General features: G+C 65.3%; 15 protein-coding genes. 10 read left to right on the top strand and 5 right to left on the bottom strand.

The window, feature by feature from the left end:
- Positions 1 to 12 precede the first annotated feature (12 nt).
- The 6 genes from rimK to ACZK2G_RS17210 all read left to right on the top strand — a co-directional run bounded on the left by rimK (position 13) and on the right by ACZK2G_RS17210 (position 4,920).
- Entirely contained in the window at positions 13 to 891 is an 879-nt protein-coding gene (rimK, locus tag ACZK2G_RS17235; protein ID WP_006387331.1) for a 30S ribosomal protein S6--L-glutamate ligase, read from the top strand.
- Positions 892 to 1,137: 246 nt separating this feature from the next.
- Complete coding sequence (locus tag ACZK2G_RS17230; RefSeq protein ID WP_478473943.1) at positions 1,138 to 1,614, top strand: hypothetical protein; 477 nt, start codon at positions 1,138 to 1,140, stop codon at positions 1,612 to 1,614.
- A 94-nt stretch (positions 1,615 to 1,708) separates the two neighbouring features.
- The gene (locus ACZK2G_RS17225; protein ID WP_295381758.1) at positions 1,709 to 2,179 is read left to right on the top strand and encodes a hypothetical protein; all 471 of its coding nucleotides are present in this window, start codon (positions 1,709 to 1,711) and stop codon (positions 2,177 to 2,179) included.
- A gap of 102 nt (positions 2,180 to 2,281) precedes the next feature.
- The gene (locus tag ACZK2G_RS17220; protein ID WP_478473941.1) at positions 2,282 to 2,743 is read left to right on the top strand and encodes a hypothetical protein; all 462 of its coding nucleotides are present in this window, start codon (positions 2,282 to 2,284) and stop codon (positions 2,741 to 2,743) included.
- 166 nt (positions 2,744 to 2,909) lie between these two features.
- Positions 2,910 to 3,587 (top strand): response regulator transcription factor, encoded by a 678-nt coding sequence (locus ACZK2G_RS17215; RefSeq protein WP_005410804.1) that lies wholly within the window; start codon positions 2,910 to 2,912, stop codon positions 3,585 to 3,587.
- 4 nt (positions 3,588 to 3,591) lie between these two features.
- Positions 3,592 to 4,920 (top strand): sensor histidine kinase, encoded by a 1,329-nt coding sequence (locus ACZK2G_RS17210; RefSeq protein ID WP_478473939.1) that lies wholly within the window; start codon positions 3,592 to 3,594, stop codon positions 4,918 to 4,920.
- Between the two features lie 200 nt (positions 4,921 to 5,120).
- Here the strand turns inward: ACZK2G_RS17210 and coaE are convergent, their stop codons facing one another.
- From coaE to ACZK2G_RS17195, 3 genes are read right to left on the bottom strand one after another with little or no spacing between them, the layout of a single operon-like run.
- The gene (gene coaE, locus ACZK2G_RS17205) at positions 5,121 to 5,732 is read right to left on the bottom strand and encodes a dephospho-CoA kinase (protein WP_295381764.1); all 612 of its coding nucleotides are present in this window, start codon (positions 5,730 to 5,732) and stop codon (positions 5,121 to 5,123) included.
- Between the two features lie 11 nt (positions 5,733 to 5,743).
- The gene (locus ACZK2G_RS17200) at positions 5,744 to 6,607 is read right to left on the bottom strand and encodes a prepilin peptidase (RefSeq protein WP_032128827.1); all 864 of its coding nucleotides are present in this window, start codon (positions 6,605 to 6,607) and stop codon (positions 5,744 to 5,746) included.
- A gap of 7 nt (positions 6,608 to 6,614) precedes the next feature.
- Positions 6,615 to 7,874: a type II secretion system F family protein gene (locus ACZK2G_RS17195; RefSeq protein ID WP_253078779.1), complete on the bottom strand. Its 1,260-nt coding sequence runs from the start codon at positions 7,872 to 7,874 to the stop codon at positions 6,615 to 6,617.
- Positions 7,875 to 8,226: 352 nt separating this feature from the next.
- On the opposite strand from ACZK2G_RS17195, the gene ACZK2G_RS17190 reads away from it, so the two are divergent.
- The 3 genes from ACZK2G_RS17190 to pilB all read left to right on the top strand — a co-directional run bounded on the left by ACZK2G_RS17190 (position 8,227) and on the right by pilB (position 11,164).
- Positions 8,227 to 8,649 (top strand): pilin, encoded by a 423-nt coding sequence (locus ACZK2G_RS17190; protein ID WP_478473938.1) that lies wholly within the window; start codon positions 8,227 to 8,229, stop codon positions 8,647 to 8,649.
- Between the two features lie 152 nt (positions 8,650 to 8,801).
- On the top strand, positions 8,802 to 9,209 hold the full coding sequence (locus ACZK2G_RS17185) for a pilin (protein WP_478473937.1): 408 nt from the start codon (positions 8,802 to 8,804) through the stop codon (positions 9,207 to 9,209).
- 221 nt (positions 9,210 to 9,430) lie between these two features.
- Positions 9,431 to 11,164, top strand: a complete 1,734-nt coding sequence (gene pilB / locus ACZK2G_RS17180; protein ID WP_478473936.1) for a type IV-A pilus assembly ATPase PilB — start codon at positions 9,431 to 9,433, stop codon at positions 11,162 to 11,164.
- A gap of 83 nt (positions 11,165 to 11,247) precedes the next feature.
- Here pilB and ACZK2G_RS17175 read toward each other — a convergent pair whose 3' ends face one another.
- On the bottom strand, positions 11,248 to 12,621 hold the full coding sequence (locus ACZK2G_RS17175) for a sigma-54-dependent transcriptional regulator (RefSeq protein ID WP_153676049.1): 1,374 nt from the start codon (positions 12,619 to 12,621) through the stop codon (positions 11,248 to 11,250).
- 60 nt (positions 12,622 to 12,681) lie between these two features.
- Positions 12,682 to 14,295: a sensor histidine kinase gene (locus tag ACZK2G_RS17170; RefSeq protein ID WP_478473934.1), complete on the bottom strand. Its 1,614-nt coding sequence runs from the start codon at positions 14,293 to 14,295 to the stop codon at positions 12,682 to 12,684.
- A 376-nt stretch (positions 14,296 to 14,671) separates the two neighbouring features.
- Here ACZK2G_RS17170 and sucC point away from each other — a divergent pair, with 376 nt between their 5' ends.
- Positions 14,672 to 15,841 carry an ADP-forming succinate--CoA ligase subunit beta gene (gene sucC, locus ACZK2G_RS17165; RefSeq protein WP_004154430.1) on the top strand — a complete coding sequence of 390 codons (1,170 nt, stop codon included), beginning with the start codon at positions 14,672 to 14,674 and terminating at the stop codon, positions 15,839 to 15,841.

Genomic DNA, 15,841 nt, shown 5'->3' with positions numbered 1-15,841 from the left:
GATCCCGCCGCGATGAAGCTCGCCATCCTGTCCCGCAACAGCACCCTGTACTCCACCCGCCGGCTGGTCGAAGCGGCGCGCGCGCGCGGCCACACCGTACGCATCCTCGACCCGCTGCGCTGCTACATGCGCATCGCTGCCGATGGCTTCTCGATGCACTACAAGGGCCGGCCGATGACCGGTGTGGACATGGTCATTCCGCGCATCGGCGCCTCGATCACCCGCTATGGCACCGCCGTGCTGCGCCAGTTCGAGCTGATGGGCGCACGCACCCCCAATCCGTCCGATGCGATCCTGCGTTCGCGCGACAAGCTGCGCGCGCACCAGCTGCTGGCGGCCAAGGGCATCGACATGCCGGTCACCGTGTTCGGCGACAACCCCGATGACACCGTCGACCTGCTATCCATGCTCGGCCCGCCGCCGCACGTGGTGAAGCTCAACGAGGGCACCCAGGGGCGGGGCGTGATCCTCACCGAGAAGGCCAGTGCCTCGCGCGGCATCGTCGAGGCCCTGCGTGGTCTGTACGCCAACTTCCTGATGCAGGAGTTCATTGGCGAGGCCAAGGGCGCCGACCTGCGCTGCTTCGTGGTGGGTGACCAGGTGGTGGCGTCGATGCAGCGCCAGGCGCCGGAAGGTGATTTCCGCTCCAACCTGCATGCCGGGGGGACCGCGGTAGCGGCCAAGGCCAGCCGCGCCGAGCAACAGGTGGCAGTACGTTCGGCCAAGGCACTGGGACTGTCCGTGTGCGGGGTGGACCTGATCCGCTCCGCGCGCGGGCCGCTGGTGCTGGAAATCAATTCCACGCCTGGGCTGGAAGGGATCGAAGCCGCCTGCGGAGTGGATGTCGCCACGCGTATCATCGAGCACGTCGAGAAGCTTAAAAAACCCTGATATTTCAACCAATTATGATTCTCATGGGCAAATGACGCCGGCTTTAACGAGCCTTTAATCGGTGCCGGCGTAGGCTTCAGCGAACCGCAGCTCTGCCTCTCAGCAGGATCGGTATCGGGATACAACTTCAGACCCAGGCGGGGGCACCGCCTGGGTCTTTTTTATGCCTGCCGAAGGCCCCTTGTGGAGGCCGCGTGACGGCCGTAGAGTGACGCGCATCGTTCCTGGATGGATCGGAGGCTGGCGATGTACCGCATCACGATGATCGCGTTGTTGCTGGGGCTGTCCGGCGCGGCTGCCGCCAAGCCGGAAAAGACCGCCCTACAGATGGACCGGCAGGCGCCGGTGGCCGGACAGATCCGCCAGGTGGAGGCAGCCCTGGCCACTCCTGAATACGCCGAGTTGTCCAATGAGGACCGCAGCCGCGTGCAGCAGTCACTGGAACGGATCCGCTCGCGGATGGGCGAACGCCAGACCGTGCAGGAGCTGACACCGCAGGAGCAGGCCGACGTGTTCAACGAGCAGGAGCGGGTCAACACCCTGCTGACCCGTGGCCATGACGACAGCCGCCAGATCTGCACCTACCAGCGCACCACCGGCAGCAACATGCCCAAGGGGCGCTGCCTGACCGTGGCCGAGCGGCGCCGTATCGAGGAAAAGGGCAAGGCCCTGATCAACGACCAGCGCAGCTACAGCAACCTCGTTCCGCCTTCCGGGCGCTGATCCCCGTGTCCCACACCTGCCTTGCGCTGCGCATGGCCGCATCGACAGATTCCCGTTTCTAGCCGTTCAATCATGGACGAACATGGAGGTAGTGATGCAACGCATGACCCCGATTGCCCTGATGGTGTGCCTGGGCTTGGCCGCAACGGCGCAGGCGAAGCCAGAAAAGAGTGAAGTGAAGTTCGACGCCAAGGCACCGGTGGCCGAGCAGATCCAGGCCGTCGAAAAGGCGATCAGCTCCGAGAACTACAGCGAGATCGGCCTGGAGGACAAGAGCCGGGTGCAGCAGGCGCTGGGCCGGATCAAGCTGGCGGTGGGTAACCACCAGCACGTGGAGCAGCTCAGCCCGCACGACCAGACCCAGGTCTTCAACGACCAGGAAGTGATCAATACGATCATGACCCGCGCCCACGCCGACAGCCGCATGGTCTGCCGTCGCGAGCGCAGCACCGGCAGCAACATGCCGCAGAGTGTCTGCCTGACCGTGGCGCAACGCCGCAGGGCGCAGGAAGAAAGCCGCAAGGCGCTCAACGACACCCAGCGCTTCAACAACTACAAGCCCTGATCGCAAGGCATCGCCAACGGTCACCCTGCCGAGCGTCCCTTGTGGGCGCATCGGCGGAGTCGTAAAGTTGGTCCCCATTCATGGAAGAACCTGGAGTGCGTTATGTACCGCAAGACCACGCTGGCCCTGATGCTGTCGCTGGGCCTGGTTGCCACTGTGCACGCCAAGGCCGAGAAGCAGGCCGTCCGGATGGACGGCGGCGCACCGGTGGCCGAGCAGATCCGCCGCGTTGAAGCGGCCATCGGCAGCGAGGACTACAGCGAGATCGGGCTGGAGGACAAGAGCCGGGTGCAGCAGGCACTGAACCGCATCAAGATCAAGATGAATGGCCGCGAGAAGGTTGATGAGCTTGCGCCGCAGGAGCGTAACGACGTCTTCAACGAGCAGGAGATCGTCAACACGATCATGACCCGTGCCCATGCCGACAGCCGCATGATCTGCCGCCGCGAGCGCCTGACCGGCAGCAACATGCCGGAGAGCGTCTGCCTGACCGTGGCCCAGCGCCGCAAGGCCCAGGAAGAAAGCCGCCGCGCGATGACCGACCAGCAGCGGATGAGCCGCTGACCGACGGCCCCGGCCCAGGCCATTCGCGACGGTCGCGGCGCCGGTACGAAATGTTAAGAATGGAACCTGTATCGTTCAGCAGGTAGACGTCGCGTCCACTCCGGCAGGTCCATCCTGCAGGGGTGGGCCTGGCCCCCCGACGACCCTTCAAGAACCAGAGGTTCCAGTGCGCATTCTCGTAATCGAAGACAACAGCGACATCGCCGCCAACCTGGGCGACTACCTTGAGGATCGTGGCCACACCGTGGACTTCGCGGCCGATGGTGTCACTGGCCTGCACCTCGCCGTCGTGCACGAGTTCGACGCGATCGTGCTGGACCTCAACCTGCCTGGCATGGACGGCATCGAAGTGTGCCGCAAGCTGCGCAATGAAGCGCGCAAGCAGACGCCGGTACTGATGCTGACTGCCCGGGATTCGCTGGACAACAAGCTGGCGGGTTTCGATTCCGGTGCCGACGACTACCTGATCAAGCCGTTCGCGCTGCAGGAAGTGGAAGTGCGCCTGAATGCCCTGTCGCGCCGCGGCAAAGGCGTGCAGACCCGCGTGCTGGAAACCGGTGACCTGGAATACAACCTGGATACGCTGGAAGTCCGTCGCCAGGGCAAGCTGCTGCAGCTCAACCCGACCGCGCTGAAGATCCTGCAGGCGCTGATGGAAGCGGCCCCGGCCGTGGTGACCCGCCAGGAGCTGGAAACCCGCGTGTGGGGCGAGGAACTGCCCGATTCGGATTCGCTGCGGGTGCACATCCATGGCCTGCGTGCGGTGGTCGACAAGCCGTTTGAAGTGCCGCTGATCCAGACCCGCCATGGCATCGGATACCGCATCGCCACCCCGGAAGCCTGATTCCGTGGCAGCCAAGGGGGAGCGCCGACGCACGCCGTATCGGCGACGCCTGCGCAGCCGCATCATCGTGTCGTTCGTGTTGTTGGGCTTCTGCCTGACAACACTGTTCGCGTTCGCCACCAACTGGGCCCGCATGCGCGTGGAAAACCAGCTGGTGGAGGACGTGATCAACCACAACATCGAAGAGTACGCCCGCCGCTTCTATGAGCACCCGGGGCGTAATCCGGCCGTGCCTGTGCAGCAGATCCGTGCATACGCCTACTCGGCCGACAAATTCGACAAAGCGCGTGAATCCTGGCCGCAATGGGCCGATCTGCAGAACGGCAACTACAACCTGAGCGGCACCGACGAGCAAGGACAGCCCTACGCTTACAAGCTCGCCGTGCGCAAGGCGAATGACGCCTGGTTCTTCCTCGCTTATGACATGACCGACAGCGTGCGCGGCGGCAAGCAGCTCAACCGCGCGCTGGTGCTGTCGGTGCTGGTGTTCAGCGTGCTGTCGCTGGTGCTGGGCTGGTGGTCGGCGTCGAAGGTGATGAAACCGGTGTCGGATCTGGCCGCGCGGCTGCGCGCCTACCGCGGCGGTACCAGTGACCCAGAACCCCTGGCGCCACGTTTCCCCGACGATGAAGTGGGGCAGTTGGCCCAGGCGCTGGACGACTATTCGTCGCGGCTGACCGAGGTGGTGCAGCGCGACCGGGAGTTCAACGCCGACGTCAGCCATGAGCTGCGCACGCCGCTGGCGGTGATCCGTGGCGCTACCGAACTGCTGCTGACCCGGCCCGGCCTGGACGAGAAGGTGCTGCAGCGCCTGCAGCGCATCCAGCGCGCCGAACAGCAGTGCAGCGACCTGATCGGCGCGCTGCTGCTGCTGTCGCGCAACGAGCGCGGGCAGGGCACCAGCAACGTCGCCCGCGTGGCCGAGCAGCTGCTCGATGCACATCGCGCACAGCTGGGCGGCAAGCCGCTGGAGCTGCTGCTGGAAGGCGAGCGCAACCTGGTGATCGATGCGCCCGAAGCGGCCCTGTCGGTGGCGCTGGGCAACCTGATCGGCAATGCCGTGAAGTATTCGCAGGACGGCGAGGTACGCGTGTTCGTCGGCACCAACTCGGTGTCGGTAACCGACAGCGGCCCGGGCCTGAGCGAGGAAGACGCGGCCAAGCTGTTCCAGCGTGGTTACCGCGGCACCCATGCCGGCCATTCGCAGGGCGGCGGTATCGGCCTGTCGATTGTCAGCCGGCTGTGCGATCTGTACGGCTGGCAGGTGAGCGTGCGCCCCGGCGGCGAACGCGGCGTGATCGCCACCCTGACGTTCTCCCCGAAGCCACTGTAAACGGTAGATGCCGACCTTGGTCGGCGCTGGCCCTGACGACCATGTAGAGCCGAGCCCACGCTCGGCTGCGTTGGGCTCCCGGAGCCGAGCATGGGCTCGGCTCTACAGTAGCCTGCGCCATGCATGGACGCCCGATCAGTAGATCCGCGCCATGCGTGGATGCGCTTCGGTAGTGCCGGCGGCTGGCCGGCAACCCGGCCTCAGCCCCCGGCCAACCCCAGATACCGTGCATGCAGCCGTTCCACCTGCACCTGCAGGTCCTCCGGCTGCCCATCATTGACCACCACGTCATCGGCCAGCGCCAAGCGCTGCGCGCGGCTGGCCTGGGCGGCAATCATCCGGTCGGCCAGCGCGGCGTCGATGCCGTCGCGCAGCATCAGCCGGGCATGCTGCACGGCTTCCGGCGCATCCACCAGCAGCACCCGGTCCAGCCACGGATAGGCCTGCCGTCCACCGACCTCGGTAAGCAGCGGAATGGCGGCAATTGCATAGGGGCTGGCGGCCTGCTCGCACTGCTGTTGCATCAGCAGGCGGATGGCCGGGTGGGTGATGGCTTCCAGTGCCGCCCGCTCGGCCGGGTCGGCAAACACATGGGCGCGCAGCCGGGCCCGGTCCAGGCCGCCATCGGCCAGCAGCATGTCGGCGCCGAAGCGCTCGGCGATGCGGGCCAGCGCCGGGCTGCCAGCGGCAACCACGGCGCGGGCGGCCAGGTCGGCGTCGGCCACCACGATCCCCAGCGCCTCGAAGCGCCGGGTCACTTCACTCTTGCCCGAGGCGATGCCGCCGGTCAGGCCAACCACATAGCGGCTCATGGGGGCTCCCCTCAGCGCAGCCCGCTCATCACCAGATACTGCTCCACCAATGGCGCACCCCACATGAAGTACAGCCAGCCGGCGATGGCCAGGTAGGGGCCGAACGGGATGGGGGTGGCGCGGTCACGGCCCCGGCTGTACAGCCAGATCGAGCCGATGATGGCGCCCAGCACCGAGGACAGCAGGATGATCGGCAGGATGCCCTTCAGCCCGCACCAGGCGCCCAATGCGGCCAGCAGCTTGAAATCGCCATGGCCCATGCCTTCCTTGCCGGTCAGCTGCTTGAACAGCCACCAGACCGTCCACAGCGACAGGTAACCCACCGCCGCGCCCACCAGGGCAGGCTTGGCCGGCATGTACAGGTTGTCGATGCTGCCTATCAGCCCCAGCCACATCAGCGGCAGGGTCAACTGGTCGGGCAGCAGCTGGGTGCGCAGGTCGATGCCGGACAGGGCGATCAGGAAACAGGTCAGCACGATGGCGCCGAAGCCCTGCCAGCCGAAGCCGAACTGCCAGACGCAGGCCAGCACCAGCACCGAGGTCAGCGCCTCCACCAGCGGGTACTGCAGCGAGATCGGCGCCTTGCAGTGCCGGCATTTGCCGCCCTGGATGATCCAGCTGAACAGGGGGATGTTCTCGTACCAGCTCAGCTTGTGCTTGCAGTGCGGGCAGTGCGACGGCTCCACCACGATCCCCGGTGGGGGTGGTTCATAGAAGTCCGGTTCCTCCAGGACTTCGCGCGCATCGCGCTTCCACTGCCACTCCAGCCGCTTGGGCAGGCGCAGGATGACGACGTTGAGGAAACTGCCCAGCAGCAGTCCCAGGGCGGCCGCGGCGGGGTAGCCGAGGCCGGGATGCTGGTCGAGAAAAGCCATGTATGTGTTATCCGACGACGGCGCCGAGTTTGAAGATGGGAAGGTACATGGCAATCACCATGCCGCCAACAATGGTACCAATGAACACCATGATCATCGGTTCCAGCAGGCTGCTCAGGGCATCCACCGAATTGTTGACCTCCTGCTCGTAGTACTCCGCCACCTTGAACAGCATGGCGTCCAGCGCACCGGCCTCTTCGCCGATGCCGGTCATCTGGATGACCATGTGCGGGAACAGGTTGGTCTGCTTCATCGACATGTTCACCGGGTAACCCACCGAGACGTCGTCGCGCATGCGCAGCACCGCCTCTTCGTACACGGTATTGCCGGTGGCGCCGGCCACGATGCCCAGCGCCTCCACCAGCGGCACGCCGGCCTTGAAGGTCACCGCCGTGGTGCGCGAGAAGCGGGCGATGGCGCTGTTGTGCATGATCTGCCCGATCACCGGCACCTTCAGCACGAACCGGTCCATCGCATGCTGCATCTTCGGCGAGCGTTTGTAGGCCATGACCAGGCCGACCGCCGTACCGATCGCAACCAGCAGCATCAGCCACCACCACGACACCATGAATCTCGAGAGGTTCACCACCATCTGGGTGAAGGCGGGCAGCTCGGCGCCGAAACTCTTGAACACGTCCTCGAACTGCGGCACCACGAACACCAGCATGATGCCGCTGACCAGCATCGCCACCACCACCACCATGATCGGGTAGAACAACGCCTTCTTGATCTTGCCCTTCAGCGCTTCGATGTTCTCTTTGTAAGTAGCCACCGTGTCCAGCACGGTTTCCAGCACGCCGGCGCCTTCGCCGGCCCGCACCAGGTTGCGGTACAGCTCGTCGAACTGCACCGGGTGTTTGCTGACCGCCTCGTACATCGAGGAACCGCCCTCGATGTCGGTGCGGATGGTGTCCACCAGCTTCTTCATCCGCGGGTTCTTGTGCCCGCTGGCAATGATGTCCAGCGCCGACACGATCGGCACGCCGGACTTCATCATCGTGGCCATCTGCCGGCTGAAGAAGGCGATGTCCTTGGGCTTGACCGGACTGCCGGCGGCGCCGAACAACGGCTTCGACTTCGGCTTGACCTGGCCCGGATTGATGCCCTGGCGGCGCAGCTCGGCACGCAGCAGGTTGGCGTTCTTGGCCAGCTGCTCGCCCTTCATTTTCACGCCCCGCTTGTCGGTCCCCACCCAGACAAACGGCTGCAGCTCCATGGTGGCGCGTGCCACCGGCTCTTTCTTGATCGCACTGCGACTGACAGACATGTTGGCTCCCCAAGACCCGCCATCCCCAGGCGGGTAACTAGCCATCGATGGTAGCGGGTTCAAGGCCGTATGGGCAGTTGCCAGGGGGCCCAGCGTGCGAATTCGTGCCGGGTGCCGGCCAAAGGTGACGCACTGCGTCACATTGCCGCGTCCATCGCAGATTCGGATGCGGGGGGTTCCCATCCACGAAATTGCTGCCATCATGGGCGCGGGGAAATCCAGGGGGAGGCGTGCCGGGGTTGGCACGCAACCTGCGTTGATCCACCCGCAGGGTATGGGGCCCGCTCAACCGGCGCTGTCCGGTCCGATCCCATGCACTGAACTCAACCACCACTATCTTGGGGATGTACCAATGAAGAACCAGAAGGGCTTCACCCTTATCGAACTGATGATCGTCGTCGCGATCATCGCCATCCTGGCCGCCATCGCGCTGCCGGCTTACCAGGACTACACCTCGAAGTCGAAGGTCACCGCTGCGCTGGCCGACCTGGCTTCGCACAAGACCCAGTTCGAGATGGTCGTCAGCGACGGTGGCGCCCCGACCGTGACCAACGCTGGCTTCCAGGCCGACAACACTGGCGCATGCTCGAAGATCGCTGTTGCCGCGACTGGTATGACCTGCACGATCCGCGAGCCCGGCCGTATCGGTGATGCGTCCACCATTGCGCTGAACTACGCAGAAGCCTCTGGCTCGGGCGCAACCGCTACTGCAGGTGGCTTTACTTGCGTCACCACCGACGTCAAGGAGAAGTTCAAGCCGAAGGGCTGCAGCTGATCCATACCATTGACGAGAGGCATGTGGGCTATTTGTCCTGAGTCTTTCGTACGATGAACACAAGGCCCGCCTCGGCGGGCCTTGTGCTGACTGGGGTACGAGGTCCAGTCAATACGCAGCAATGGGGATTGCTGGATCACACAGGGGGAGTCATGAACATACAGAAGGGCTTCACGCTCATCGAGCTGATGATCGTGGTGGCCATCATTGGCATACTTGCCGCGATCGCTATGGTGGCATTTCAGCCTTATATCGTTCGCACGCAGTTGACGGCCGCGCTGGCGGACATCAGCCCTGGTAAGACGCTGGTGGAGATCGTTGTCTATCAGGGACGTCCTGTCAGTGAGGTCACGCCTCAACTTATCGGCGGCGCACAGAACGCCCACTGCTCGAACGTCGAAGCCGAACTCAGCGACTCCGGCGTCGGCCACATCAGCTGCACCTTGAAGGGCCACAGCGCGCTGGAAGGCAAGGACCTGATCCTGCGCCGCTCGGCCGACGGCATCTGGAGCTGCGACGGCAGCGCCTTCGAAGCGCGCTATCGCCCGACCGGCTGTTGATCACACTTCTGCGCTCTGATGGGATGCTGGCCGACCCTTGACGGGGCTATCATCACCGGGGGAGTCAGGATCGTGCCTGCCGGGTAGGGAGTGCCAGGCGAGGCAGTATTGCTCATGGATTGGCGATGCCGTTGGCCGTTGGCTGCGGCAGGTTCTGCTGCCCCGTGCGGTGCCCGTACAAGGCGCACGGCAGTGCATGACCCCATGAGCCAAGGATTCATATGAACGCTGTAACCACCGCCAATCTTGTCGGCATCACCGGCCTGGCCCGACGCCTGGTACAGGACGGCGCCCTGGACGAGACCACGGCCCGCGACGCCATGGCCAAAGCCGCGGCCGCGCGCCAGCCGCTGCCCACGTGGTTCGCGCAGAACAAGCTGGTCAATGCCTCGCAGCTGGCCGCCGCCAACGCGGTCGAGTTCGGCATGCCGCTGTTCGACGTGTCCACCTTCGATGCCAGCCAGAACGCGATGAGCCTGGTCAGCGAGGAGCTGCTGCGCAAGCACAACGTGCTGCCGCTGTTCAAGCGTGGCGGCAAGCTGTTTGTCGGTACCAGCAACCCGACCCACTCGCTGGACGAGATCAAGTTCCACACCAATCTGGTGGTGGAGCCGATCCTGGTCGACGAGGACCAGATCCGCCGCACGCTCGAGCAGTGGCACGCCAGCCATGACACCATCGGCGACGCCCTGGGCGGTGACGACGACGGCATGGGCAACCTGGACGTCGCGGCCGGTGACGAAGATCTCGGCACCAGCAGCGGCGACTCCGGCATCGATGCCAAGGGCGACGACACCCCGGTGGTGAAGTTCGTCAACAAGGTGCTGGTCGATGCGATCCGCAAGGGCGCGTCGGACATCCATTTCGAGCCCTACGAAGACGATTACCGTGTGCGCCTGCGCATCGACGGCCTGTTGAAGATGGTGGCGCGCGCGCCGGTGAAGTTGAACCAGCGCATCGCCGCGCGCCTGAAGGTGATGGCGCAGCTGGACATCGCCGAGAAGCGCGTGCCGCAGGACGGACGCATCAAGCTCAACCTGTCCAAGACCAAGCAGATCGACTTCCGCGTCAGCACCCTGCCGACCCTGTTCGGCGAGAAGGTGGTGCTGCGTATCCTGGATGGCAGCGCGGCCAAGCTGGGCATCGACAAGCTGGGCTACGAGCCGGACCAGCAGAAGCTGTTCCAGGACGCCATCCACAAGCCGTACGGCATGGTGCTGGTGACCGGCCCGACCGGCTCGGGCAAGACCGTGTCGCTGTATACCGCGCTGGGCATCCTCAACGACGAGACGCGCAACATCTCCACCGCCGAAGACCCGGTGGAAATCCGCCTGCCCGGCGTCAACCAGGTGCAGCAGAACAACAAGCGCGGCATGACCTTTGCTGCGGCGCTGCGCTCGTTCCTACGCCAGGATCCGGACATCATCATGGTCGGCGAAATCCGCGACCTGGAAACGGCGGAAATCGCGATCAAGGCGGCGCAGACAGGTCACATGGTGCTGTCCACGCTGCACACCAACGACGCGCCGCAGACCATCGCGCGCCTGATGAACATGGGCATCGCCCCCTACAACATCACCAGCTCGGTGACGCTGGTGATCGCCCAGCGCCTGGCACGCCGCCTGTGCGGCAACTGCAAGCGGCGCTCGACCCTGCCGGAGCATGCGCTGCTGGCCGAGGGCTTCACCCAGGCGCAGCTGGACGCGGGCATCGAGCTGTATGAAGCGGTGGGCTGCGATGAGTGCACCGAGGGCTACAAGGGCCGTACCGGTATCTACCAGGTGATGCCGATGACCGATGAGATCGCCACCATCGTGCTGGCTGGCGGCAATGCACTGCAGATTGCCGAGGCGGCGCAGCAGATCGGGGTGAATGACCTGAGGCAGTCGGCGTTGAAGAAGGCGGCGGCAGGCGTGACCAGCCTGGCCGAGATCAACCGCGTGACCAAGGATTGACGTCGATCCACGCCATGCGTGGATGACGTCGGTCGGCATCGGGTCAGAGCCCTTTCCTGCGGAAAGGGATCCGACCCGGCTGATTACTCCATTCCCAGCTTCTTCAGTTTGTAGCGCAGCGCACGGAAGGTGATGCCCAGCTGTGCGGCGGTGCGGGTCTTGTTCCAGCGGTTCTCTTCCAGCGCGCGCTGGATGGCACTGCGCTCCAGCTGCTCGATGTACGAGGGCAGGGCAGCGCTGCCAGGCTGCAGGTCGGCCACGGCTTCGACAGGAGCGGCACCGCCGGGGACGCGCGGGGCATGCTGCGGCAGGCGCAGGTCGTCTGCACCGATGCAGTCTTCCTCGGCCAGCGCCAGCGCCCGTTCCAGGATGTTCTCCAGTTCGCGCACGTTGCCGGGGAAGGCGTACTGCGCCAGTGCCTCCAGCGCCGACGGCGCCAGCAGCGGGGTGGCGCGGCCGTGGCTGCGGGCCAGTCGTGCCAGCACTGCCGCGGCCAGCTCCGGCAGGTCCTGGCGACGCTCGCGCAGCGGCGGTACCCTCAGTTCGATCACGTTGATGCGGTAGTACAGGTCGTGGCGGAAACGCCCGTCCTCGACCAGCTCGGCCAGATCGCGGTGGGTGGCGGAGAGGATGCGCACGTCCACCGGCTCTTCGTTGGCCGCACCGACCGGTCGCACCGACTTCTCCTGGATCGCGCGCAGCAGTTTCACCTGCATCTGCAGCGGCAGCTCGGCCACTTCGTCCAGGAACAGGGTGCCGCCGTGCGCGGCCTGGAACAGGCCGGGCTTGTCGGCGTGGGCGCCGCTGAAGCTGCCCTTGCGATGGCCGAAGAACTCGCTTTCCATCAGCTCGCCGGGAATGGCGCCGCAGTTGACCGGAATGAACGGTCCGGCCGCGCGCGCGCCCTGGGCGTGGATGGTGCGTGCGACCAGTTCCTTGCCAACGCCGGACTCTCCCAGGATGTAGACCGGCGCCTGGCTGCGCGCGACCTTGCCGATGGTGGTGCGCAGCACGTCCATGGCCGGCGAAGCGCCCAGCAGGCGTGCGCCCTGTTCGGCATTGGGGCCGGGCAGCGGGCGTTCGGCGTTGTTGAGTTCCAGTGCGTGCTTGACCAGTCCACGCAGCACGGCGATGTCCACCGGCTTGCTGACGAAGTCGAAGGCACCGGCCTTCAGTGCTTCCACGGCCAGGTCCATGCTGCCGAAGGCGGTGATCATCGCCACCGGCGTGCGCGGGTAGTGCTGGGCAATCTCGCTGACCAGTTCGATGCCGTTGCCATCGGGCAGCCGCATGTCGGTGATGCACAGGTCGTACGGATTGCTGGCCAGCAGCTCGCGCGCTTCGGCCAGGTTGGCGGCGGTACTGATACGCAGCCCCATGCGGCCGAGGGTCAGTACCAGCAGTTCGCGGATGTCGCGTTCATCGTCGACGACGAGGGCGCTGCGGGTTTCGTTCATGGGCGTGAAAGATAAACGAGGGGGCTGGAAGCGACAAATGTTTGACGCACAGAATCGGAATCAGGTGGGCAACAGCGTGTGCGGGCCGGGCAGCACCAGGCGGAAGCAGGAGCCGCCGGCCGGCACCGGAATGTAGTCCAGCCGTGCCTGGTTGGCCCGGCACAGTTCGCGGGCGATATACAGGCCCAGGCCGGTGCCATGCTCGGAGGTGGTGAAGAACGGCCGGAACAGCTGCGCGGCAACGCTCTCTGGAATACCCGGACCACGGTCCATCACGTCGATCACCGCGCTGCGCTCGTGCTGCGCCACGCGCAGCCGTACGCGTGCGGGTTGCTGGCCGATGCGGCCGTACTTCAGTGCGTTGTGCACCAGCACGGTCAGCACCTGGTAGAGATGCTTCGCATCGACCTGGGCCATCACCGAACTGTCGTTGATGATCGGCTCGATGCTGTCGGTCTCCAGCGTCTGCCCCTGTTTGTACTCCAGCACGAAGCGGCGCACGAACGCGGCCAGGTCTACGTTCTCGGGGGTGGCGCGCTCGCGCCGGGCCAGGCCCAGCACGCTCTCGACAATGCCGTTGGTGCGCTGGCACTGCTGGCGGATGATCTGCAGCAGGCGGCGGTCGCTTTCGTTGAAGCCGGTGCCTTCCTCCAGCAACTGCACGGCGTAGTTGATCGCCGCCAGCGGATTGCGGATCTCGTGCGCCAGGCTGGCCGAGAATCGCCCCATCGCCGACAGGGTGAGTGATTCGGCGCGGCGCGAGACCACGCTGGAGTCGTCCAGGAACACCAGCGCCAGTTCGCTGCCGGCCAGCAGGCGGGCAAAGCGCGGCTGTACCTCGGGCTGGTCGGGGTTGAGCTGCAGCGGCAGCTCGTCCTGCGCCCAGCCGTTGCGCCAGCGCTGCAGGCGGCGGGCCAGTTCCGGCGCGGCGCTGGTCAGGTCCAGGCGCCCACTTTCGCCGTTGCCATCGCTGTCGCCCAGCAGCATCGAGGCGGCTTCGTTGGCCAGGGTGATGCGGCTGTCGGCATCCACCACCAGCACGCCGGTACGCATGCGGCGGATGATCAGTTCGTTGATCTGGAACAGGTTGGCCACTTCATCGCCGCGCTGGTTGGCCAGTTGCTGGTTGCGGCGCGCGCGGTTGCCCACCTGGAAGCTGATGAAGGCCAGCGCCAGGTAGCTGGTAGCGAACATCGCCAGCTCGGCGAGGGTGCGTGTGGGGTCGCCCCCTTCCAGTAGTTTCCAGCTGTATTCCGCGCCCGTGGTCAGGCTGGCGGCGATCGCCAGGCCCAGGCCCCAGCTCAGTGGCAGCAGGGTGGCAGCAGCGGCGATGTTGAACAGCAGCGACATCGAGATGCCGGCGCTGGCACCGGGCAGTGCATGTGAGAGCAAGGTGGCGGCGATGATGTCGACCAGCACGCTGCTGACCACGATCGGGCGCAGCCAGCGCTCGTTGCGGCCGATCACCAGGGCCAGCAGCGACAGCAGCAGATAGATCGCCGCGACGGTATCGGCCAGGCGCGGGTGATGCGCTTCGCCGACCATGGCCGACAACGGGCTGTACAGCAGGCCGGCGATGACCGCGGCGATGAGCACCCGGTACAGCGCGAAGAAATACAGCTCACGCCGCGGAATCGATTCGATGCGGTCGATCAATGAAGCACTGGGTGACACGCCGGAACTCCCCTTCTGGCTGCCTGGGTCTGGAATCTGCGGCGGGCCTGCCTGGCATCCCCTGAAGCCGGCCGGTACGTCGCGTCGATGTGGCGTCGAGTCTGCTCGATTCGACCAGTATAGGGCCCCCGGGCGGGCGCCGTCGGCGCGGCCCGGATCGCGCATTTGGCCCGCTGTGGATACCGGGGGCCAGCGTCGGCCGGGGCGCAACTGCCTGAATGATGGTGGAAATCTGGCCGGGTCTGGCGTTTTGTACAGACTTCTTTGCGCCCCGGCGCTGGCTCGGCCACAATAGTGGGCCCGCCGCGGTCCATGCCGGCGCCCCGCCGGGGCCCTGAGGAATTGCGTGCGGTCGTTCCTATTCCCACGGTGACGCATGAATTTCCACGAATACCAGTCAAAACAACTGCTTGCCGAGTACGGCATCCCGGTCCCGGCCGGCAAGGTCGCTGCGACCCCGGACGAAGCTGTTGCCGCTGCCAACTCCCTGGGCCAGGGCCCCTGGATGGTCAAGGCGCAGATCCACGCTGGCGGCCGCGGCAAGGCTGGCGGCGTCAAGTTCTGCAAGACCACCGACGACGTGAAGGCCGCTGCGGCCAAGATGCTCGGCACCAAGATGGCCACCTACCAGACCGCTGGCGTTGAACTGCCGGTCAACCTGGTGCTGGTGACCACCGCCGGCGAAATCGTCAAGGAACTGTACCTGTCGGTGCTGGTTGACCGTGGCACCAAGACCATCACCTACATCGCTTCTTCGGAAGGCGGCGTGGAGATCGAGCAGGTCGCTGCTGAAACCCCGGAGCTGATCCACTCGCTGAACGTCGATTTCGTCGAAGGCGTGCAGGGTTACCACGGCCGTGATTTCGGCTTCAAGCTGGGCCTGACCGCCAAGCAGGCCGGCCAGTTCGCCAGCATCATGGTGAACCTGTACCGCCTGTTCAACGAAAAGGACCTGGCGCTGGTTGAAATCAACCCGCTGGCCATCCTGGACGACGGCAACCTGTACGCGCTGGACGGCAAGTTCGACAGCGACGACAACGCCGCGTTCCGCCAGAAGGCCCTGGTCGCCATGCGCGACAAGACCCAGGAAGATCCGACCGAAGTGATCGCTTCGGAGCTGGACATCAACTACGTCACCATGGACGGCAACATCGGCTGCATGGTCAACGGCGCAGGCCTGGCCATGGCCACCATGGACGTCATCAAGCTCAACGGCGGCGAGCCGGCGAACTTCCTGGACGTGGGCGGCGGTGCCAACAAGCAGCGCGTCATCGAAGCCTTCAAGCTGATCCTGTCCTCGGACAAGGTCGAAGGCATTTTCGTCAACATCTTCGGCGGCATCGTCCGCTGCGACATGATTGCCGAAGGCATCATCGCCGCCGTGAAGGAAGTGGGCGTCAAGGTTCCGGTCGTGGTGCGCCTGGAAGGCACCAACGTGGAAGAAGGCAAGCAGCTGCTGCGTGACAGCGGCATGGCCATCATCCCGGCTGACAACATCAACGATGGCGCCAAGAAGATCGTTGAAGCTGTCAAGAACGCTGCCTGA

The sequence above is a fragment of the Stenotrophomonas sp. 107298_Sma genome (assembly GCF_056480345.1).
Note: the sequence above shows the minus strand (reverse complement) of the source record. Positions and strands in the feature narration are given on the sequence as shown.